A 19,297-nucleotide genomic window follows, 5' to 3' on the forward strand; every position below is an offset into this window, starting at 1 on the left:
ATAAAGTTAACCTCTGAGTTGCTTCATGGCAGCTTCAGACATGCGTTCAGGAGACCAAGCAGGATGCCATACCATTAAAACCTCAATATCATTTACTTCTTCAAGGTAGGCAACTGCATGCTTCACTCCACTGGTAATACTATCATGTAGTGGGCAACCAGGAGTAGTTAGCGTCATTTCAATATATACATTATTATTTTCTTTAATATTAATTTCATATATAAGTCCTAAATCAACAACATTAATATTTAATTCAGGATCAATCACTTGTTTTAACTGCTCAAGAATTTTCTCTTTTAATTCCATTGTGTTTCTCCCCTTTTATTTAAATAGCACCTTAATAATGCTGTAACTGAAAAAGAAAGTTGAAGCGACAACAATACTTTGGCCAATCGAAAAGATAAGCAATTGTCTAGTTGCAATGGCTAAAATTACGACAACACATCCAGTAACGAAACCTGTAAAAATGGGAATTGCCATTTTTTCATCAATCATTTGTTTTAAAGTAGGTACATCACTTTTACCAATCAGTTTGCTATATTTATGTGTCCACCAAAGAAAAGGAATAATTTTATATAAATAGCCAAGAATGCTACCCGCAATCCACAAGAAGAGATAAAGAAAGACAAGTACCCCATAAATTTCGTAATACCCTGGAAGGAACGCAAGAACCATCCCAAAAAAGTGAATAACTAATCCAAAACAAATGGCAATTAATGAAAAAATAAATGGTTTATCAAGCTTTTTCTTTAATCTAACCTTGATGATAGTGGAAATATGGTAAGAAAATAAGGCGAAACCTGCAAAAAGCAAGGCCATCCCAACTTGTAACAATAAGTTCACTTCAGTAATAAAGCTGCAAATGGTTACGACAAGTCCGATGGCGTAAACAGTATAGACCCAACTTGATAGTTTCATCGAAAATCCATGTGCTAACGAAAACATAGGGACCATTTTATAGGAAAAGCCGAAAATTAAAAATGTAAACCATCCTGCCACACCTAGTAGCATATGACTTTTTAGAACAGCAAAATGATCTAGGTGTGCTATGCCAGCTCCTAAATTAACAATCAATAGAATTCCTAGTGAAATAGTGACTAGCAAACAAATTAGAGCACTACCAACGAATGCCGTTAGAATGTTTTTCTTTGCCTGTTTTTTTATTGTCATAAACATTTGAACAAGAAATAATAATATTCCAATTACAGCAAGTGAACCTGTAAAAATAGAAATGGTAGGTGAAAAAGATAGAGTAATACCAAATCCACCAAAACCAATTGCTGTTATCCAAAATTGAATAAATCCGAATTTTTCACTCCAAATCGGAGTTAAAAAGGCTACCGGTACAAGCTGATACATTGCCCCCATCGCAACCATTAAGGCCCAACCAAGAATGAGTAAATGAGCTGATGATAGGATGGCAGGGGTTCTAAATATCCCATCAATCACCATATGTCCATTAAATAGGAGGATGACTTGGGATGCGACTAATGCCACAATACTAAAAATAATGAATGAAAGCGGTAGCCTGATATTTGTTTCATTTGATAATTGAGGGATCATTATCAAGCAGCTCCTTATTTTGTAATCTCAATTTGAAAGCCGCCTTCAGGATGTGGTTCTGTTATGTGCTTGTAGCCAAGTTCTTCAAGCTGTTCATATAGAAACATGGGTCTACGATCATTAATAATCGTCAATGTTTCACCTTTGTTTAGTTTCTCGAGAGCCTTTAATGTTCTCATCATTGGTGTAGGAGGCTCAAGACCTCGATTATCTAATATCATTATTTGTCACCTCTTTAGTAAAGGTAACCTTCCAATGTTTTTTATCAATTTGCTCTGCCACGTTTGAAAATCCTTTTGCCTTTAAAATAGGAAATAAAGGAGTCGGTTTAAAAGGCGCGTGTAAAATAAAGGTATCCCCATCCTGTAAAGGTTTAACGGCTTCCATAATCTTTTGAAAAGGCTCAATTTTATTTTTAAGATCTTCCCTAACATCTACTTCTACTACTTTTGATTCCATCTGAGAGTCCCCCTTATCTAACGTTTATAACCTAATGATAATCATTTTCAATGAGAAACGTTGTGACATGAATCACAAATGTGAATTTTATTTAGGATTGTCCGTCAGGCTGGAATTAGCTCAGAAAATTTCATCATGCAATTTCATATGATCTAATAAGTAATAACCATCAGTAGTCAGGTCAACAATATGTTTCTTTTTCAATACAGAGATCGTTCGACTTACCGATTCACGTGTTGTTCCGATCATATTAGCGAGTTCTCGATTTGTAAAATGAGTTGTAAGTTTAAAGCGATTTCCAGTCTTTTCACCATTACTCCTACAAAGACGAAGTAAAAGCATAATGATTTGTTCTTGGGTGCTTAATAAAATTTGTTCTTCTAGTCTTTTTTGAAGGTCTATGATTTTTTCACCAAGCACTTTAAAAATTTTAATGCAAAGCTCTGGGTTTTTTAGCAATATCTCTTCAAACTTATCAATGGGGGTGAAGATGATATTTGAATCCTCGATTACTTCGGCATGTGCGGGATATCCGCCTTTTCGAAAAAAGCCAGCATGAGGAAACATTTCACCTGCTTCTAATACGGAAACAATTTGTTCCTTCCCGTGCATATCAGACTTATAAATTTTTACTTTTCCTGATTGGATGAAAAATACACGATCAAGTGGATCGTCTTGCATAAAGATAAACATCTTTTGTCTATATAATCGTGACTGTGAAATTTCTACAATTGGGTCGAGTTCTTCTGATGTTAGTTCCCGAAACAAGGGTACTCCTTTCAATTGTTCACGAATCGATGGTAGTCCCATCTGTCTCACTCCTTGTTCAAATAAACTATATATGCGGTTACTCAACATTTAGTGTAACAATTCCACTTTTTAAGACAGTGATTTAAATCATAGTCGGTGAGAATGACAATCAATGTTCGAAAAATGGACACAAAAAAGCTAGGAGCAAAACTCCTAGCTTAGTTAGCTTGCTTTTCTTCAGCACAATCAAAGCAAAGTATCCCATTTTTATCATCTAATACAACACCATTTATAAAACCATCTAAACAATAAATTTCTTTTTCACATTCCTTACATTTTTCTACAAATTCCTTCATATATTCTTCACCCCGTTATTTCTTTTAAACTCCACAATCATGAAGAATGACAAGATGTTTACGTGGGATATTCATGTTCAATCTAATTATCGCATAGTTTTCGGCACATATGATAAAAAACATACGTACATAGTGATTAGCTTCACAACATGAGCTAAAAAGACTCGGGTACAATGGACCCATAAATCAAAAGGAGGAATATTAATATGGTATTTGCAGCGAAAGTAAACGCACCAGATTATGCACCGAAGGATAAGCACCCAACAATATTTAGAACCTTTGATAGTTTACAACCAGGTGAAATCATGGAGCTATCAAATGACCATGATCCAAGACCACTCCAATATCAGTTTATGATGGAGCGCGGTGATGCATTTACTTGGGAATACCTTGAACAAGGCCCAGATGTATGGCGCGTTGCTATCGGTAAAAAGTAATAACCAATCACAGATTCCGATCTCTCACATAGTGTAGGCATCGTCTTTAAAGACTTTGTCTACACTTTTTTTATCGTTCACTTTGATTTTTCGTTTGGTAGGCTGTTCCAATCATGCTACTATGGAGAAAAAAGCAAAGGGGTGTTTAATGATGAAAATAACGACAATCGTAGGTGTTCTTTTGGCTGGTGGGGAATCAAGGAGATTTGGAAGCCCTAAGGCATTTGCCCAATTTCAAAATAAATATTTTTACGAATATGCAATTGATGCATTAAAAGATAACGTGGACCAACTTTATATTGTGAGCCATCCTGTATTAGAAGAGCAATTTCGTAACGAATCTTCGGTTTCCATTATTCAGGATATACCTGGATTTCAGGGAAGGGGACCACTCGCTGGCATTTTCACAGTCATGCAAAAAACATCCTCAGATTGGTATGTAATCTTACCTTGTGATACACCTTTTGTTACAGACAAACTAGTAAAGCAGCTTATTTCTTTTACAAAGGATCAAAGTATTGATGCAATCGTACCTATTATCAATGACAGACAACAACCATTAAATGCCGTGTATCATGCTAGGGTTGCAAATAAAATAGAACAATTACTTAAAGTAAATAAATTAAAAATGAGCCAGTTATTAGACACTTGCAACGTTAAATTTATAACCGATCATGACCTTCAGCTTCAAGGTATGGAATTTGAGAATATCAATAACAAAACTGAATATGAAAAAATAAAGCAGAACCCAATTTGAGGACCACACGATATGTGTCAAAAAGACGTTGCCATTGGACGTGGCAACGTCTTTTTTACCTGAAATAACGAAAGGCTTTTGTTTTTATTATTCAAGCCTATCACTCATAATTTTCAGAAAAATGTGATAAAATAAGAATATAGAGTTATCTGGAAGGAGGTATTATGTTTGAGAGTAGGCTTAATTTTAGGTATAGTAACCTCTGGACTTCTACTAATAATTGGTTTGTCTACTCGTCAATTTGAAACATATTCAGTTATTTCTGGGACCCTGGGTATAATATGCTTTTTGCTTGCAGGAATTGTATCTGATACCTTTATAAGTGGTGATCGGGCAAGAGCGAACTATTACACCGAAAGCAAAAAAGACCGCAAAAAAAGAATTCGATATTCCTATTTGTTTTTCCTCTTGGGGGCTCCAAACCTACTTGTAGCTGTAGTGTTAACCCTCAATTACATTTAATTTCTTCAAAGAATATTTCTTCAATTCAATTTTCATATAGTTTTGATGTCTAGCTCCAGCGCCTAGCCCCTCGAGGTCATAAGCCAATCAGTCAAGAAGGATAAAAGGCATCCTTCTCGCCAGCTTTTCTTATGCTTGTCGGACTTGCACACGATGTGCTGACGTCTACGTTTGTCACAGGACGTGGCAGTAGTTAGTAGACGTTCAATTTCTAGGCGCTTGCGCTTTTCCATATTTGTGAACAATTTTAAACACCTCCGTTTTCTGTGATGTACCTCACATTGCTCACTATTCTATAGTGCTAAAATGTGTACATTAATAAAGGAGGTCTGCCTCATGTTTGAAAGAGACTATAACGAAGATCCATTTATTGTGATTTGGGAGCTTACAAGGGCTTGCCAATTAAAATGTTTACATTGCCGTGCTGAAGCTCAGTATAAAAGAGACCCTAGAGAGCTTTCCTTTGAAGAGGGGAAAAAGCTAATCGACCAAATATATGAGATGAATAATCCGATGCTTGTGTTCACAGGTGGGGACCCATTAATGCGACCTGACGTCTATGATATTGCCGAATACGCAATTAAAAAAGGTGTGCGCGTCTCCATGACACCAAGTGCAACACCAAATGTAACAAAAGAAGCCATTCAAAAGGCGAAAGAAGTAGGATTAGCTCGTTGGGCATTTAGCTTAGATGGTCCTACTGCTGAAATTCATGACCATTTCCGCGGAACAAATGGTTCATTCGATTTAACAATGAGAGCCATTAAATATTTACATGAACTTGAAATTCCCATTCAGATCAACACTGTAATTTCAAGATATAATGTCCATGCATTAGATGAAATGGCAAAATTAGTTGAGGACCTCGATTGTGTATTATGGAGCGTCTTTTTCCTTGTACCTACTGGTCGTGGAAAGGAAACGGATATGATTTCCCCAGTTGAACATGAAAAAGTATTCCGCTGGTTGTATGACCTAAGTAAACGTGTGAAATTTGATATAAAAACGACTGCTGCGCAACACTATCGCCGTGTAGTTATTCAATCAAAAATGCGTGAAACAAAGGATGCGGAACAACAAATCCGCTATAAGGATGCTCTTATGCAAGGGAAAACGGGGCAAATTGATGGACTTGGAAGAGCGCCACAAGGTGTAAACGATGGGAATGGATTTGTCTTTATTTCTCATACTGGAGATGTGTATCCAAGTGGATTATTACCTGTAAAAGCAGGAAATGTTCGTGAGACCCCACTTGCTGAAATTTATCGTGAATCCCCAATCTTCAAAGATTTGCGTAATCCTGATAAATATAAAGGAAAATGTGGAGTATGTGAATTTAGACATGTATGTGGTGGATCACGTTCTCGTGCATATGCCATGACAGGTGATTATATGGAGAGCGAACCATTCTGTGTATATATTCCGGAAGTACTTCGTAAGAAAGAAAAAACAGTACAATAAAATATCAAAGACCCATGGGAGCCCATGGGTCTTTTCTTTTGGTTATTCAATACTACAATATTTAGCTGGACATTCCTCGCACTGTATTGCTTTTTTGATATATCCTAAATCGTGAATGGTGATATAGCCCTTGTGAACAGAAATGATATCTTTCACTCGTAAATCATGCAGCATCCGATTTACACTTTCTCTTGTGGTTGCACAAAAATTAGCTAGTTCCTGATTTGTCAGACGTAGGTCAATTAAAGTGCCGTTTTCCTTCTCAACCCCATAGCTGTTGGTCATTCGAATTAAGGTGGAATATAATGCTCCTTTTTTACCTAATAATACAAGGTCTCTAAACTTTGTTTGTGTTTTTCGAAAATGATCACTCATCCACTTCATAAATTCAAATGCAAGAGTTGTATTTTCAAAGAGTTTTTTTTCTAATTCATCCTTTTGAATTACGGCAATTTCACAATCCTCCAATATCCTGCAATCAAATAAATATTTAGGTTGATCTGTAAATAATGTCAACTCTCCGACGATTTCATTTTGACTACAGATTCGAAGCGATAATTCATTGCCATCCGATGTCCCTTTACTTACCTTTACACGCCCTGATAGAATCAGATAGAGCTCAGAAGCTTTCATGCCTTCGCGAAATAAATAGGTTCCTCTTTTCATATTGATGACTTGATTAGCTGATTTAAGAAGCTCAGTTAATTCATCTGAAATGGTTGATTGATGTAATGCTAATTGACTCATAGGTACCACCTTCCATATAGGAATGCTATACTTGTTTCTAAGAAAATCATATAATGTTAGGCATACGGTAGGTGTATAATAAATCACACTTACTTCATTTTTGAAGCTTAATACCTTGGAAAATAAGGATTCCTGACATTTTGAACATTTTTTAACAATTGAGGTTTGTATAATGGAACTTACTTTTTGGTCACCTATTAAACTATCGATCACCATCGCCATAACGGCAGGTTGTATTGTCTTACTCCTTGGCCTAATATTAGGTAAATGGATGGCACATAAGCAATTTAAAGGCAAGCTCTTTCTGGAAACATTGTTAATGCTGCCACTGGTTCTGCCCCCATCGGTTGTTGGTTTTTTGTTAATTGTGATTTTTGGACGAAATAGTTTTGTAGGAACGTTTCTTGAGAAATTAACAGGACAACCGATTATGTTTACGTGGTGGGCTGCTGTTATTGCTTCTACTGTTGTTGCATTTCCGTTAATGTACCAATCTGTTAAGACAGGCTTTCAAACAGTAAATACGGAAATTGAGGATGCGGCTAGAACGGATGGAGCAAATGAATTTAGTATATTTCTGTACATTTCGATTCCTTTATCGATTAAAGCAATTGTAACGGGTTTTATCTTAAGTTTTACTCGAGCACTTGGGGAGTTTGGTGCAACCCTGATGTTTGCTGGTAATATACCTGGAAAAACACAAACACTGCCAACAGCAATCTATGTTGCCATTGATAGCGGAAATATGGAATTGGCTTGGCTGTGGGTATTAACTACAGTCTTCATCTCATTCCTGATGCTGGCGTCAACCTATTTAATTAAATAGTCGTCATAAAAAGATGCATTCTTGACAAGAATGTGTCTTTTTTTGTTTCAGTCCCATTTTGTGACAAACTTAACAGATTTATGGTCGAGCAATATGTGACAATCTTGCTGAAAAGAGAAATTAGGAGGGGGTTTCTTTGTACCAAACAGCAGCTTGGTATCTTTCCATTATATTAATGGCTTTAATTACCGTTATTTTTATTACCGTCGTATTAAAAACCAATAAAAGAAGAGAGTATGAACCAATTCAGAAAAAATGGTACCGTTTTAGAACAATTTATTTCTTAGTTCTACTTGTTGTATTTGGAACTTTAACGTACTTAACACTACAAGATCTTCCATTTGAAAGACCGGTATATGGACAAGAAGAAAATCCAGTCATTGTCGATGTTGAAGCTATTCAATTTGGATGGAACATGAGCCAAACTGAATTCAAGGTGGGAGAGCCAATTGAATTTGATATCACAAGCTCAGATGTAAACCATGGCTTTGGTATCTATGACAAAGACATGAATTTATTAGCACAAACTCAGGCAATGCCAGATTATACAAACACGGTTTACTACACATTCTCGGAGCCTGGGACATATCAAATTTTATGTATGGAATACTGTGGGCTTGCTCACCATCTCATGGTTGGTGAAATTGTCGTAACAAATTAAGGAGGGAGTTAACAATGTCTACTAATATGGTAATGGGAGGGACAAATAACTCCCGAAACAAAACAATCGCTATTTATCTACTAACAGGTAGTCTCATCATTTTAGCAATGATGGTATTTGGAGTCTTAATGCTTCTTGCACAAGGAAATATGATTGAAGTGGACCCTGCATTCTTTTATGAAATTATGACTGTCCATGGAACGGGAATGATAGGGGCTGCTGCATTGGCTGCAGCTGCAGTCATGTGGTACTTCTTAAGTAAATATGTAAAATTAAGCAAACCCATTTTAATCACAAATTTTATCACCTTCATTATTGGTGTTGTTATGGTATTGGTAGGAATATTTGTATTTGACTTTGCAGGAGCCTGGACGTTCTTATATCCGCTACCAGCTATCTCCGCTGGTGGATGGGCGATGACGGGAGCAACACTATATTTAGGTGGTATGCTTATTCTCGGTGTAGGATTCTTATTATTAAATTTGGATGTTGCTAGAGCGATTATTAAACAATATGGAAGCTTAGGCGGAGGATTAGGGTGGTCTATCGTCTTCGGTAAGGAAAAAGGCTATGGTCCCCCTGCGGCTGTCGTGGCTAGTACAATGGTTTCAATTGTAAACACCACTGCATTAATTGCAGGTGCAACAGCACTTGTTATGAACCTTATTAATCTATATATTCCAACTATCGCAATTGATCCAATGCTTGCAAAAAATCTAACATATGCATTTGGTCATATCTTTGCAAACTCCATTATTTACATGGGAGTTATTGCGGTTTATGAGATATTAGCAGCTTATACAAATCGTCCATGGAAGGCAAACCGCCCATTCTTAATTGCATGGAACTGTTCAACCTTATTTACGATTACAATCTATACTCACCATTTGTTAATGGACTTTGCATTACCCAAGTGGATGATCATTTTAGGTCAAGTGCTCTCATATGCAAACGGATTACCAGTATTGGTTATTACAGCATATGGTGCGCTAATGATTGTCTATCGTTCAGGAATTAAATGGGACATTGCCTCATCATTCATGTTTTTATCCATGTTTGGTTGGGTAATTGGTGTCGTACCAGCAATTATTGATGCAACAATTGTTGTAAACCATGTTATGCATAACACAAAATGGGTACCTGGGCATTTCCATATGTATATGGGATTAGGTGCAACTGCAATGCTATTTGGATTTATGTATTACTTAGCAAAAGTGAATAGAAAAGAGAAGGAAAATGCAATTGATGGAATCAGCTTTTGGGTATACATCATGTTTTTCATTGGATTATGTGGATCGTTTCTATTTTCCGGAAAAGTCGGTGCTCCAAGAAGATGGGCGGAGCATTTTCCAGAGTGGATTCCATATGACCGAATGGGAGCTATCTTCGGCATCTTTATAGTCCTAGCTGTTTTAATATTTATAGTCCGCTTTTGGAATTTCTCAAGGTCAATTGATTATAAGTTTCAAGAAAAAATAGGATCAGATCGTCATGTTGCGTAAAAGTATTGGCATTCTATTTGCACTGGTAGCGGGTCTTTCATTGCTATGGATAGGTACAGATGGATTACGGGCTTTTACTGCTGAGAAAGCAAGAATTATCGAATTAGAAAGGGAGCAACCAAAGCTCCCTTCTGCTACATTAATTGATTCAAATTCGAAAAACTTTCAATTACAAGAGTTAGAGGGGAAATATACGCTTTTAACCTTTATGTATACATCGTGTGGGGACGTATGTCCGGTTTTAGAAAGAAATTTTGCAGAAATCTATGAAAATATTCCTAATGATGTTCTAGGGAAAGAAGTTGTACTTGTAAGTATAAGCTTTGACCCTGAGAATGATTCTCCAACGGTATTAAAATCATATTCTAATCATTTTGGTGCTGACGGGGAGCATTGGAAAATGGCTACCATTCAAGATGAGAAGGAGTTACAGAATGTCCTTGACGCTCTTGAAGTAGTTGTTATCCCGAATGAATACGGTGGCTATGAGCATAATTCTGCATTTTATGTGATTAATCCAGAAGGAAAATTAACTAATATCTTTGATTACCAAGCACCACAAGTTGTTGTGGAATACATGGATTCTATCCTATTTTAGAGGTGAAAATATGTACCGTTTTCGATATGTAATGATAGGGCTACTTTTACTTCTATTCGTTTCACTTCCGTATATAAGGTCAATGTTAGAAGAGAGCATGGTTGGGACGATGCTTATTCAATACCCACTATTAGTAGGAAGTGGATATATTCTGGCAAAGGCGTTTCCGAAAAAATGGCGAGGCTTCTTCGTGTATTACAATGAAAATGGAATCGCAGGTATATTAATTACAATATGTGTTGTAGGGTTTTGGGTACTGCCTAGGTCAGTGGATGCCGCACTGAATGAGCCAATCATGGAGATTGCGAAATATATGAGTCTTTCACTTCTTGCGGGTGTACTATTGTTTTATAGCTGGCAACTGCTTGGTCCTATCAGTAAAGCTTTTATTTGGGCTAATCTGATTTCTATGATTTTTGTGATGAGCTGGCTTTATTCAGTATCACCAGCCCGTCTTTGTAATAATTACTTAGTGACAGCCCAACAACAGCTTGGCAAAGCGATGTTTGTATTAGGCTTAGCAATCTGTATTTTATTTATCGGGCGAGTTTTTTTCGGGAAGCCTGAAATCAGTAAGAATACGACCAAAGAAAAAAAGAAATATATAAACCTGAATATAAATGCAAAAAAACTGGATGAACGGATGACATAAAAAAGAGCTGACATGATATCAGCTCTTTTTGATTTGGTGTTAGTTGCCAGCAGCAGCTCTTGGAAAGAGTATATTATTTTCTAAATGAATATGCTGGAATAAATCTGCTTCAAGTGCCTCAAGACGTTGGTAGACAAGACGATACGTTCCACATGCACCGATTGGTGGTTGGAAGTCGTTTGTGATGTCACGAATTTCTTTAATAATATTTCCTGCTTCATCATGATCGTCTTCTAGTTCTATTACATGCCTTTTCACTAATTCATGATTTTCAGCAGTTGGTTCTTTTTCAAATTTTACGATAAGAGGAAAAGAATCTGCTTCTTCTTTGATCGTGTGTTGTTCTAGCTCAACCTTCAATTGATTAAAAAGTGAATGTACCCTTGCTAGGTGTGGATGATTTCCACCGTGAACACGTAATACCTTTGTTACATAAGGACTAAGCTGTGGAAGTTCTTCATTTAAATAACGATGGTGTTTATTAACGATATGATCAATTAATTCTGAATAGCTCGCAGCTTTCCAATCCACCGTTTTTTCATTTAATTCCTTCATGTCCTGGTAAAGATCATTTAATTTAGTTAATACTTCATCCTTTGAAAGATTTCTTTCCTCAATTGCATCTATAAGTGGTCGGTTACCGCCACAGCAAAAATCAATTCGAAGTTTTTTGAAAAGGTCTCCAGCCTTCGGAAACTCAGTTACAATTTCTCCAATGATATGTTGTTCAGTAAAAGTTTGTTCCATGATTCTACCTCCTATTTAGTAAGATACTTACAGCATAGCTTGTAACACAGTTAAATGAGGTGATGCGAATCACACATATGCTTAAAAATCGTCAAAAACTAGGATGGAGTGACGTGAATCACTGCAAGAAAGTAGTGGTTTTTGTTTAAATATACTACAATAGGGAAAAAGTAGATAAAAAAAGCGAGTGGATAATATGGTTGAAAGACGAACACCGATACCGGTTTCAGAAGCGGTATCTCGTGTAATGGAGTTTGCGGGTACAGGTACAAAAGAATTAGTACCGATAGAGGCCAGTTATGGACGATTTTTAGCAGAGAATTTAATTGCTGATCACGATGTCCCTCATTTTGATCGTTCCCCATATGATGGCTTTGCGGTAAGGGCAGCAGACACAATAGATGCCGGACAGGACCACCCAATTGAATTTGAAGTGATTGAAGAAATTGGAGCAGGATCAGTTGCTGAGAAAAAAGTAGACGCTTTTCAAGCAGTTCGAATCATGACAGGGGCGCAAATGCCGGCTGAATGCGATGCGGTTGTGATGCTTGAGTTGACAAATGAATACGAACGTAATGGCAAAAAATATATGTCGATTAAAAGACCTTTTAAGTCCGGAGATAATGTTTCATTTCGGGGTGAAGATACAAAAAAAGATTCAGTCCTAGTTGAAAAAGGAATATTCATTAACCCTGGAGTAAAAGCACTTTTAGCAACGTTTGGCTATCACCAAGTAGAAGTGGCAAAAAAGCCTGTCATCGGCATTTACGCTACAGGAACCGAGTTGCTTGATGTTCATGAAGAATTAGTACCTGGGAAAATTCGTAACAGCAATTCTTATATGGTCAGTGCCCAAATTGAAAGAGTAGGTGCAGTGCCCAAATATTTCGGTAAACTCTCGGATGATTTTGACCTTTGTTTTGAGGCAATCAAAAACGCATTGAATGAAGTTGATATTCTCATAACAACGGGTGGGGTATCAGTTGGAGATTATGATTATCTACCGGCAATTTATGAAAAATTAGGTGCGGAAGTATTATTTAATAAAATTGCAATGAGACCTGGTAGTGTCACAACAGTTGCTCAGCTAAATGGCAAGCTATTGTTTGGCTTATCTGGCAATCCTTCTGCCTGTTATGTAGGTTTCGAATTATTAGTTAGACCAGTGGTGCGAACAAGATTATATTCGAATCAACCACATCTACTAAGAATGAAAGCTGAACTCAATGCCGACTTTCCAAAACCAAACCCATTTACAAGGTTTGTACGGAGTAGAATCAGTTTTTCTGAAGGAAAAATTTTGGTGACTCCTAGTGGCCTTGATAAATCGAATGTAGTATCCTCACTTGCCGGAGCGAACGCATTAATGGTCTTACCTGGTGGAACACGTGGATTTGGAAAAGGCGACGAAGTTGATGTTTTATTACTAGAAGATCAGGAAGGAAGTATATGGCCTTGGAAATAAGGTTTCCACTTCTACAAATAGTCGGATATCAAAACAGCGGGAAAACAACGCTAGTTGAAAAAATTGTAAAAAGAGGCACAGAACTTGGAGTTAGTATTGCAACAATTAAACATCATGGACATACAAGCAATCTGAAGGGACTTAATAAAGAAAAAGATTCTTCCAGACACTTTAAAGCGGGTGCATCTGCAACCATTGTTGAAGGTGGTGGGAGTCTTCAGTTAGAAGCAAAGACTTCCGGATGGACTTTAGAAAAGCTCATTCAGCTGTATGCTTTTTTTGAAAATGATATGATAGTAATTGAAGGTTTTAAATTAGCTGATTATCCCAAAATCGTTCTGATTAGGAATGATGCGGACAAGGAATTGCTAACTTCATTAACAAACATTGTTGCAGTCATTTCTTGGATTCCAATCGAATCCAATTTTCCTCTTTTTCATATAAAAGAGGAAGAAATTTATTTAGAATGGGTATTTAACTTTATTCAAAAAGGGTAAATGTAGTATATGTAAGTAATTAAGTTTAAAGGAACAAATCTGAGTTGAATAAAGTTAAATGCCTCCGGCGGATGCCACAGATTTTTAAAGGAAGTTTTCGAGCATAAGATCAAAGACTAAGAACGCCACGTCCTGTGGCAACGTCTTTGTGACCCACATCGTGTGGGCCTAAAAAATCTGGGCGCAAATACGCATAGGCGTATTTGGATTGAAGGAGGTAAATCAATGAATAATGCTTTATTTAAAATTACGAAAGAACCAATAAATGTTGACGAGGTTACGAATAAGGTTATTAGACGTGAGGCCGGTGCTGTGACTACTTTTATCGGCACAGTCCGTGAATTCACAAAGGGGAAACGGACCTTATATTTAGAATATGATGCATATGTTCCAATGGCAGAAAAGAAGCTTGCTCAAATTGGTAAGGAAATATCTGAAAAATGGCCAGAAGCCAAAACAGCCATTATTCATCGAATAGGTCGATTAGATATATCGGAAGCTGCAGTTGTAATCGCAGTCTCCACACCACATCGTAAGGATGCCTATGCAGCAAACGAATATGCAATCGAACGGATAAAACAAATTGTTCCGATATGGAAAAAGGAACATTGGGAAGATGGAGAAATGTGGATTGGCGATCAATTAGAGACAAAACAATACCCGACCGGTCAACCTGAGGAGGAGGATCTAACATGATAACGGTTTTATTCTTTGCCCATTTACAGGAAATGGCGGGAACAGATAGATTAACTTTATATGAGGATGAGCTAACTGTAACAGATTTGAAAGAAAAGCTTTCGAACGAACATGGTATAATAAACCTTGACCAAATTATGTTTGCAATTAACGAAGAGTATGCAGTAGATGAGGACGTTGTAAAAGCAGGAGATACAGTGGCGTTGATTCCACCAGTAAGTGGAGGGTAATTTTAAAACCATCGACTTCTGGTGGTTTTTTTGTATAAAAAAACTGAATTATTTATAAAAATACAATTGATTTTATTTTTATACGGACTTATAATGAAACATATTTCAAAATTTAATTAGTTACTAAAAACAATGAGGTGGATATATTGAAAGCGGCAATTATAGGGGTTACTGGTTATGGCGGAATTGAATTACTAAGATTATTGACAAACCACCCAACTATAGACGTTCATTCTGTTCACACTTCGTCTCAAACAGGGATGAAGCTTTCAGAGGTCTACCCCCATGTTACTAATCTTGTAAATCATTCTTTAGAAGAAATTGATATACCTAAGATTGCAAATGAAGTTGATGTTGTTTTTCTTTCTACACCATCAGGGGTATCAACCACAATCGTACCTGAACTATTGAAAGAAAATGTGAAGATTATTGATCTATCTGGGGATTATCGTCTAAAAAATCCTAGTGCATATGAACAATGGTATAAAAAGCCAAGCGCAATACAAGCAGACCTAGACAAAGCTACATATGGTCTTCCTGAGTGGAATAAAGAAGAAATTAAGAGTAGTAGTTTTATTTCCAATCCTGGGTGCTATCCTACTGCAACAGTTCTTGGTTTAGCTCCAATAGTGAAACATAAACTAATCGATGAAAAATCAATTGTGATTGATGCTAAATCAGGAATATCCGGAGCGGGAAAAAGTCCTTCTAGAACTACACATTTCTCTGAAACTAATGAAAACTTTTCAATTTATAAGGTAAATCAACATCAACATATACCGGAAATTGAACAGGTGATCCAAGGTTGGGACGATTCAATCCCGTACGTTACGTTTAGTACACATTTGGTTCCAATGACAAGGGGAATTATGTCAACGATGTATATAAATCGTGCAAACGATACACTTACAATGGACCAACTTTATGAACTTTATAAGGAAAGTTATCAAGATGCTCCATTTGTTAGAATCCGAGAAAAAGGCAAATTTCCTGCCACAAAAGAGGTTTATGGAACGAATTATTGTGATATTGGCCTTGCATTGGATGAGCGAACAAATCGAATTACCGTTGTGTCAGTCATCGATAACTTAGTTAAAGGGGCTGCTGGTCAGGCCATCCAAAATGCAAATATTATGTTTGGTTTAGATGAAAATACGGGATTACACTATGTCCCTCTATTCCCATAAGTAAGTTAAGATTGATAGATAAGGAAGATAAGGAGTGACTTTGCATGATAGATATGAAGGAGATTCAAATAATAAAAGTAGAAGAGGGAACTGTTGTAACCCCCAAAGGTTTTAAAACAGCAGGAGTCCATGCCGGATTACGTTATAAAAAGAAAGACCTAGGAGCGATTGTTTGTGATGTTCCGGCTACCTGTGCCGCTGTATATACGCAAAGTCATTTTCAAGCCCCTCCTTTAAAGGTTACGAAAGAGAGTATTGCTGTTGAGAACAAATTACAGGCTGTCGTGATCAATAGTGCATGTGCAAATGCATGTACAGGTGAACAAGGATTATTAGATGCATACGAAATGAGAGCTGAATCAGCAGCTCAGTTCGGTATTGATGATCATTTGGTTGCTGTTGCTTCAACAGGTGTCATTGGTGAACTATTACCGATGGACAAAATAAAAGCGGGCATTAAACAATTGAAGCCTACTGATACAGTAGAAGCAGCTCAAAGTTTCCAAACAGCTATCTTAACAACGGATTTAGTTATGAAAAAAGCATGTTATCAAACAACAATTGATGGAAAGACAATTACAATTGGTGGAGCTGCAAAAGGCTCTGGAATGATTCATCCAAACATGGCAACGATGCTAGGTTTTGTAACAACTGATGCTAATATCGATTCAAATTCCCTACAAGCTGCGATGAAAACAGTGACAGATGTGACCTTTAATCAAATCACAGTTGATGGAGAGACTTCAACAAATGATATGGTATTGGTAATGGCAAGTGGCCTAGCGGAAAATGACCAACTTACACAAGAACATCCTGAATGGGATTCTTTCGTTTCAGCACTTCAATCCACTTTTGAAGACCTTGCAAAGCAAATTGCAAAGGATGGAGAAGGGGCTACAAAACTAGTCGAAGTGAATGTAACAGGTGCTTTATCGGATGTAGATGCACGTATTATTGCGAAAAAAATCGTCGGTTCAAATCTTGTTAAAACAGCAATTTATGGAGCAGATGCGAACTGGGGTAGAATTATTGGAGCAATCGGTCACAGTGCAGCTACTGTGAATCCTGATAATGTGGATATCTCAATTGGAACAATCCAAATGCTATCAGGAAGTCAGCCAGTGGCTTTCTCTGAAGAGCTTGCAAAAGAATATCTTGATGGTACTGATATTGTTATTCACGTTAACCTCCATTTAGGAAATGGAACTGGTACGGCATGGGGCTGTGATTTAACCTATGATTATGTCAAGATAAATGCAAGCTACCGAACATAAGGAGACTAGAAATGGAGACAATTGTTATCAAATGTGGAGGTAGTATACTTAGTGAGTTATCGGACTCATTTTTTAATAGTATTAAAGAATTAAAAGACAGTGGTTATAAAGTAGTTATTGTACATGGTGGCGGGCCTGAAATAGCTCAGACCCTCTCCTCGCTTAACTTAAAGAGCGAATTTGTAAATGGATTAAGAAAAACAACAAAAGAAGTACTTAATGTCGTTGAAATGGTATTATCTGGAACGGTGAATAAAAAGGTAGTAGTCGAGCTAGGGAAGGCTGGCATCCCATCAGTTGGATTATCTGGCTGTGATGCAGAACTGATCAAAGTAAAGCCAGTGGATCTTGAACAATTGGGGTATGTTGGCGAAATTGTAGACGTAAATGTTTCATTCTTGGAATACCTGATCTCTCAAGATTATGTTCCTGTTATCTCTCCTATTGGAATTGGTGAGGATTTTACGAAATTCAACATCAATGCTGACACTGCAGCAGCAAGTGTTGCAATCGCCCTAAAGGCAAAACATTTATTATTCGTAACCGATGTAGATGGAATTAAAAAAGATGGTGAAGTCTTACCTTCGCTTTCAACAGATTCTGTTTTATCCCTCATCGATGAAGGGACTATCTACGGGGGCATGATTCCAAAAGTGAAAGCAGCTCTCTCAGCATTAAATGAGGGAGGACTTAATGAAATAACGATTATTAATGGTAAAAGCTCGTTATTATCAGTAGATGGAACATTAAAAGGAACAAAAATTGTAAAAGAACTAGAGGTGGTATAATGGATGCACTATTTCCAACCTATGCGAGATGGGATTTAACTGTTGAATCTGCAGAAGGTGCAATCATTGTAGACAATAAAGGAAAAAAATACTTGGATTTCGTTTCCGGAATCGCGGTTTGTAATCTAGGACATCGCCACCCTAAGGTTATGAAAGCAGTAGAAGAGCAGTTGCAGAAATATTGGCATGTATCAAATTTGTTTAAGTCCGATATTCAACAAGAAGTGGCTGAAAAGCTAGTATCAAACTCAGAGCTAGATGCCGTTTTCTATTGTAATAGTGGAGCTGAAGCAAATGAAGCAGCTTTAAAACTCGCTCGTAAATACACACAAAAATCAAAAGTCATTACATTTAAACAATCCTTTCATGGAAGAACATTTGGAACAATGGCAGCAACGGGCCAAGAAAAAATTCATTCAGGATATGGCCCTCTATTGCAAGAATTTGTCTATCTTCCATACAATGACTGTGAAGCGTTAGAGCGCGAAATGGATGATCAAGTTGCTGCGGTTATGGTAGAAGTTGTGCAGGGTGAAGGTGGAGTTTTACCTGGAACAGAAGAGTTCCTTAAAAAGATTGAAGCACTATGTGCAAAACATGGTTCACTATTTATTATAGACGAAGTGCAAACAGGGATTGGTCGTACTGGAAAGGCCTTTGCACACCAGCATTTTAATCTTACACCAGATATTATTACGTTAGCAAAAGGTTTAGGAAGCGGACTTCCCGTTGGTGCTATGCTTGGTAAGGAAAAGCTGAAAGAAGCATTTGGACCTGGTTCACATGGGTCAACTTTCGGTGGGAACCCAATCTCATTGGCTGCTGCTAAAGCCACACTATCGATTATTTTTCAGGATGAGTTTTTAGCGGAAGTGGAGAAAAAAGGGGCTTATTTACAAGATGAGCTTACCGCAGCACTAGCAGATCACGAATTAGTTTCGGAGATTCGTGGTAGTGGATTAATGGTAGGGATTGCTTGTAAAGAAGAGGTGGCGGCTTCAATTACGTCACTTCGAGAAAATGGGCTTTTAACTCTTCCAGCTGGCCCGAATGTCATCCGGTTATTACCACCATTAACTATTACTTACGAAGAAATCGATGAAGCAGTTAAGTTGATTAAAGAAACACTTGTGGCAGTGCATATTGCCTAGGCTCGATGCTGGTAGTTAGGAATCTACCTAA

General features: G+C 37.2%; 25 protein-coding genes. 17 read left to right on the forward strand and 8 right to left on the reverse strand.

Annotated features, from left to right (window positions below; translation table 11 throughout):
- Positions 1-6: 6 nt before the first annotated feature.
- The 6 genes from ACFSFW_RS13290 to ACFSFW_RS13315 all read right to left on the reverse strand — a co-directional run bounded on the left by ACFSFW_RS13290 (position 7) and on the right by ACFSFW_RS13315 (position 3,128).
- Positions 7-306, reverse strand: a complete 300-nt coding sequence (locus ACFSFW_RS13290; RefSeq protein WP_099354253.1) for a metal-sulfur cluster assembly factor — start codon at positions 304-306, stop codon at positions 7-9.
- A gap of 15 nt (positions 307-321) precedes the next feature.
- On the reverse strand, positions 322-1,563 hold the full coding sequence (locus tag ACFSFW_RS13295; protein WP_388038990.1) for a heme-copper oxidase family protein: 1,242 nt from the start codon (positions 1,561-1,563) through the stop codon (positions 322-324).
- A gap of 14 nt (positions 1,564-1,577) precedes the next feature.
- A complete protein-coding gene (locus ACFSFW_RS13300) occupies positions 1,578-1,784 on the reverse strand; it encodes a DUF2249 domain-containing protein (RefSeq protein ID WP_388038992.1) in 207 nt (68 codons plus the stop codon).
- Positions 1,771-2,022 (reverse strand): DUF2249 domain-containing protein, encoded by a 252-nt coding sequence (locus tag ACFSFW_RS13305; RefSeq protein ID WP_304213206.1) that lies wholly within the window; start codon positions 2,020-2,022, stop codon positions 1,771-1,773. The genes ACFSFW_RS13300 and ACFSFW_RS13305 overlap by 14 nt, the downstream gene beginning before the upstream one ends.
- 120 nt (positions 2,023-2,142) lie before the next feature.
- The gene (locus ACFSFW_RS13310) at positions 2,143-2,832 is read right to left on the reverse strand and encodes a Crp/Fnr family transcriptional regulator (protein ID WP_304213204.1); all 690 of its coding nucleotides are present in this window, start codon (positions 2,830-2,832) and stop codon (positions 2,143-2,145) included.
- Positions 2,833-2,990: 158 nt separating this feature from the next.
- Positions 2,991-3,128 carry a hypothetical protein gene (locus ACFSFW_RS13315; protein ID WP_388038994.1) on the reverse strand — a complete coding sequence of 46 codons (138 nt, stop codon included), beginning with the start codon at positions 3,126-3,128 and terminating at the stop codon, positions 2,991-2,993.
- A 206-nt stretch (positions 3,129-3,334) separates the two neighbouring features.
- Between ACFSFW_RS13315 and ACFSFW_RS13320 the strand changes: the two genes are divergently transcribed.
- The 4 genes from ACFSFW_RS13320 to ACFSFW_RS13335 all read left to right on the forward strand — a co-directional run bounded on the left by ACFSFW_RS13320 (position 3,335) and on the right by ACFSFW_RS13335 (position 6,245).
- Positions 3,335-3,565, forward strand: a complete 231-nt coding sequence (locus tag ACFSFW_RS13320) for a DUF2249 domain-containing protein (protein WP_388038996.1) — start codon at positions 3,335-3,337, stop codon at positions 3,563-3,565.
- A 151-nt stretch (positions 3,566-3,716) separates the two neighbouring features.
- Entirely contained in the window at positions 3,717-4,322 is a 606-nt protein-coding gene (locus ACFSFW_RS13325; protein WP_388038998.1) for a molybdenum cofactor guanylyltransferase, read from the forward strand.
- A 168-nt stretch (positions 4,323-4,490) separates the two neighbouring features.
- Entirely contained in the window at positions 4,491-4,784 is a 294-nt protein-coding gene (locus ACFSFW_RS13330; RefSeq protein WP_388038999.1) for a DUF5316 domain-containing protein, read from the forward strand.
- Positions 4,785-5,120: 336 nt separating this feature from the next.
- A complete protein-coding gene (locus tag ACFSFW_RS13335; RefSeq protein ID WP_388039001.1) occupies positions 5,121-6,245 on the forward strand; it encodes a TIGR04053 family radical SAM/SPASM domain-containing protein in 1,125 nt (374 codons plus the stop codon).
- A 42-nt stretch (positions 6,246-6,287) separates the two neighbouring features.
- Here the strand turns inward: ACFSFW_RS13335 and ACFSFW_RS13340 are convergent, their stop codons facing one another.
- On the reverse strand, positions 6,288-6,992 hold the full coding sequence (locus ACFSFW_RS13340) for a Crp/Fnr family transcriptional regulator (RefSeq protein ID WP_388039002.1): 705 nt from the start codon (positions 6,990-6,992) through the stop codon (positions 6,288-6,290).
- 172 nt (positions 6,993-7,164) lie between these two features.
- Here ACFSFW_RS13340 and modB point away from each other — a divergent pair, with 172 nt between their 5' ends.
- The 5 genes from modB to ACFSFW_RS13365 all read left to right on the forward strand — a co-directional run bounded on the left by modB (position 7,165) and on the right by ACFSFW_RS13365 (position 11,231).
- The gene (gene modB / locus ACFSFW_RS13345) at positions 7,165-7,818 is read left to right on the forward strand and encodes a molybdate ABC transporter permease subunit (protein WP_388039004.1); all 654 of its coding nucleotides are present in this window, start codon (positions 7,165-7,167) and stop codon (positions 7,816-7,818) included.
- Between the two features lie 136 nt (positions 7,819-7,954).
- Complete coding sequence (locus ACFSFW_RS13350) at positions 7,955-8,479, forward strand: cupredoxin domain-containing protein (RefSeq protein WP_388039005.1); 525 nt, start codon at positions 7,955-7,957, stop codon at positions 8,477-8,479.
- 14 nt (positions 8,480-8,493) lie between these two features.
- Entirely contained in the window at positions 8,494-9,981 is a 1,488-nt protein-coding gene (locus tag ACFSFW_RS13355) for a cbb3-type cytochrome c oxidase subunit I (RefSeq protein ID WP_388039007.1), read from the forward strand.
- A complete protein-coding gene (locus tag ACFSFW_RS13360) occupies positions 9,971-10,579 on the forward strand; it encodes an SCO family protein (protein WP_388039009.1) in 609 nt (202 codons plus the stop codon). Before ACFSFW_RS13355 ends, ACFSFW_RS13360 begins: the two co-directional genes overlap by 11 nt.
- Positions 10,580-10,589: 10 nt before the next feature.
- Positions 10,590-11,231 (forward strand): hypothetical protein, encoded by a 642-nt coding sequence (locus ACFSFW_RS13365; protein ID WP_388039011.1) that lies wholly within the window; start codon positions 10,590-10,592, stop codon positions 11,229-11,231.
- Between the two features lie 39 nt (positions 11,232-11,270).
- Here the strand turns inward: ACFSFW_RS13365 and ric are convergent, their stop codons facing one another.
- Positions 11,271-11,978 carry an iron-sulfur cluster repair di-iron protein gene (gene ric, locus ACFSFW_RS13370; RefSeq protein WP_388039012.1) on the reverse strand — a complete coding sequence of 236 codons (708 nt, stop codon included), beginning with the start codon at positions 11,976-11,978 and terminating at the stop codon, positions 11,271-11,273.
- Positions 11,979-12,174: 196 nt separating this feature from the next.
- Here ric and ACFSFW_RS13375 point away from each other — a divergent pair, with 196 nt between their 5' ends.
- The 8 genes from ACFSFW_RS13375 to argD all read left to right on the forward strand — a co-directional run bounded on the left by ACFSFW_RS13375 (position 12,175) and on the right by argD (position 19,266).
- The gene (locus ACFSFW_RS13375; RefSeq protein ID WP_388039013.1) at positions 12,175-13,443 is read left to right on the forward strand and encodes a molybdopterin molybdotransferase MoeA; all 1,269 of its coding nucleotides are present in this window, start codon (positions 12,175-12,177) and stop codon (positions 13,441-13,443) included.
- Positions 13,428-13,940: a molybdopterin-guanine dinucleotide biosynthesis protein B gene (gene mobB / locus ACFSFW_RS13380; RefSeq protein ID WP_388039015.1), complete on the forward strand. Its 513-nt coding sequence runs from the start codon at positions 13,428-13,430 to the stop codon at positions 13,938-13,940. Before ACFSFW_RS13375 ends, mobB begins: the two co-directional genes overlap by 16 nt.
- 225 nt (positions 13,941-14,165) lie before the next feature.
- Positions 14,166-14,636, forward strand: coding sequence for a molybdenum cofactor biosynthesis protein MoaE (locus ACFSFW_RS13385; protein WP_304213165.1), 471 nt, complete (start codon positions 14,166-14,168; stop codon positions 14,634-14,636).
- Positions 14,633-14,866 carry a molybdopterin converting factor subunit 1 gene (gene moaD, locus ACFSFW_RS13390; protein WP_099362328.1) on the forward strand — a complete coding sequence of 78 codons (234 nt, stop codon included), beginning with the start codon at positions 14,633-14,635 and terminating at the stop codon, positions 14,864-14,866. Before ACFSFW_RS13385 ends, moaD begins: the two co-directional genes overlap by 4 nt.
- Before the next feature lie 146 nt (positions 14,867-15,012).
- A complete protein-coding gene (gene argC, locus ACFSFW_RS13395; RefSeq protein ID WP_388039017.1) occupies positions 15,013-16,053 on the forward strand; it encodes an N-acetyl-gamma-glutamyl-phosphate reductase in 1,041 nt (346 codons plus the stop codon).
- 44 nt (positions 16,054-16,097) lie between these two features.
- Positions 16,098-17,327: a bifunctional ornithine acetyltransferase/N-acetylglutamate synthase gene (gene argJ, locus ACFSFW_RS13400; protein WP_388039019.1), complete on the forward strand. Its 1,230-nt coding sequence runs from the start codon at positions 16,098-16,100 to the stop codon at positions 17,325-17,327.
- A gap of 11 nt (positions 17,328-17,338) precedes the next feature.
- Positions 17,339-18,115, forward strand: coding sequence for an acetylglutamate kinase (gene argB, locus ACFSFW_RS13405; RefSeq protein WP_388039021.1), 777 nt, complete (start codon positions 17,339-17,341; stop codon positions 18,113-18,115).
- On the forward strand, positions 18,115-19,266 hold the full coding sequence (argD, locus tag ACFSFW_RS13410) for an acetylornithine transaminase (RefSeq protein WP_304213155.1): 1,152 nt from the start codon (positions 18,115-18,117) through the stop codon (positions 19,264-19,266). Before argB ends, argD begins: the two co-directional genes overlap by 1 nt.
- Positions 19,267-19,297: the final 31 nt, after the last annotated feature.

It is taken from the genome of Ferdinandcohnia salidurans (assembly GCF_042680725.1).
GTDB classification, from domain to species: domain Bacteria; phylum Bacillota; class Bacilli; order Bacillales; family Bacillaceae_L; genus Ferdinandcohnia; species Ferdinandcohnia salidurans.

What these genes read in the sequence shown, in the direction of transcription:
- ACFSFW_RS13290 (WP_099354253.1), bottom strand. Translation starts at nt 306, where the DNA reads ATGGAATTAAAAGAGAAAATTCTTGAGCAGTTAAAACAAGTGATTGAT.
- ACFSFW_RS13295 (WP_388038990.1), bottom strand. Translation starts at nt 1,563, where the DNA reads ATGATCCCTCAATTATCAAATGAAACAAATATCAGGCTACCGCTTTCA.
- ACFSFW_RS13300 (WP_388038992.1), bottom strand. Translation starts at nt 1,784, where the DNA reads ATGATATTAGATAATCGAGGTCTTGAGCCTCCTACACCAATGATGAGA.
- ACFSFW_RS13305 (WP_304213206.1), bottom strand. Translation starts at nt 2,022, where the DNA reads ATGGAATCAAAAGTAGTAGAAGTAGATGTTAGGGAAGATCTTAAAAAT.
- ACFSFW_RS13310 (WP_304213204.1), bottom strand. Translation starts at nt 2,832, where the DNA reads ATGGGACTACCATCGATTCGTGAACAATTGAAAGGAGTACCCTTGTTT.
- ACFSFW_RS13315 (WP_388038994.1), bottom strand. Translation starts at nt 3,128, where the DNA reads ATGAAGGAATTTGTAGAAAAATGTAAGGAATGTGAAAAAGAAATTTAT.
- ACFSFW_RS13320 (WP_388038996.1), top strand. Translation starts at nt 3,335, where the DNA reads ATGGTATTTGCAGCGAAAGTAAACGCACCAGATTATGCACCGAAGGAT.
- ACFSFW_RS13325 (WP_388038998.1), top strand. Translation starts at nt 3,717, where the DNA reads ATGAAAATAACGACAATCGTAGGTGTTCTTTTGGCTGGTGGGGAATCA.
- ACFSFW_RS13335 (WP_388039001.1), top strand. Translation starts at nt 5,121, where the DNA reads ATGTTTGAAAGAGACTATAACGAAGATCCATTTATTGTGATTTGGGAG.
- ACFSFW_RS13340 (WP_388039002.1), bottom strand. Translation starts at nt 6,992, where the DNA reads ATGAGTCAATTAGCATTACATCAATCAACCATTTCAGATGAATTAACT.
- modB (WP_388039004.1), top strand. Translation starts at nt 7,165, where the DNA reads ATGGAACTTACTTTTTGGTCACCTATTAAACTATCGATCACCATCGCC.
- ACFSFW_RS13355 (WP_388039007.1), top strand. Translation starts at nt 8,494, where the DNA reads ATGTCTACTAATATGGTAATGGGAGGGACAAATAACTCCCGAAACAAA.
- ACFSFW_RS13360 (WP_388039009.1), top strand. Translation starts at nt 9,971, where the DNA reads ATGTTGCGTAAAAGTATTGGCATTCTATTTGCACTGGTAGCGGGTCTT.
- ACFSFW_RS13365 (WP_388039011.1), top strand. Translation starts at nt 10,590, where the DNA reads ATGTACCGTTTTCGATATGTAATGATAGGGCTACTTTTACTTCTATTC.
- ric (WP_388039012.1), bottom strand. Translation starts at nt 11,978, where the DNA reads ATGGAACAAACTTTTACTGAACAACATATCATTGGAGAAATTGTAACT.
- ACFSFW_RS13375 (WP_388039013.1), top strand. Translation starts at nt 12,175, where the DNA reads ATGGTTGAAAGACGAACACCGATACCGGTTTCAGAAGCGGTATCTCGT.
- mobB (WP_388039015.1), top strand. Translation starts at nt 13,428, where the DNA reads ATGGCCTTGGAAATAAGGTTTCCACTTCTACAAATAGTCGGATATCAA.
- ACFSFW_RS13385 (WP_304213165.1), top strand. Translation starts at nt 14,166, where the DNA reads ATGAATAATGCTTTATTTAAAATTACGAAAGAACCAATAAATGTTGAC.
- moaD (WP_099362328.1), top strand. Translation starts at nt 14,633, where the DNA reads ATGATAACGGTTTTATTCTTTGCCCATTTACAGGAAATGGCGGGAACA.
- argJ (WP_388039019.1), top strand. Translation starts at nt 16,098, where the DNA reads ATGATAGATATGAAGGAGATTCAAATAATAAAAGTAGAAGAGGGAACT.
- argB (WP_388039021.1), top strand. Translation starts at nt 17,339, where the DNA reads ATGGAGACAATTGTTATCAAATGTGGAGGTAGTATACTTAGTGAGTTA.
- argD (WP_304213155.1), top strand. Translation starts at nt 18,115, where the DNA reads ATGGATGCACTATTTCCAACCTATGCGAGATGGGATTTAACTGTTGAA.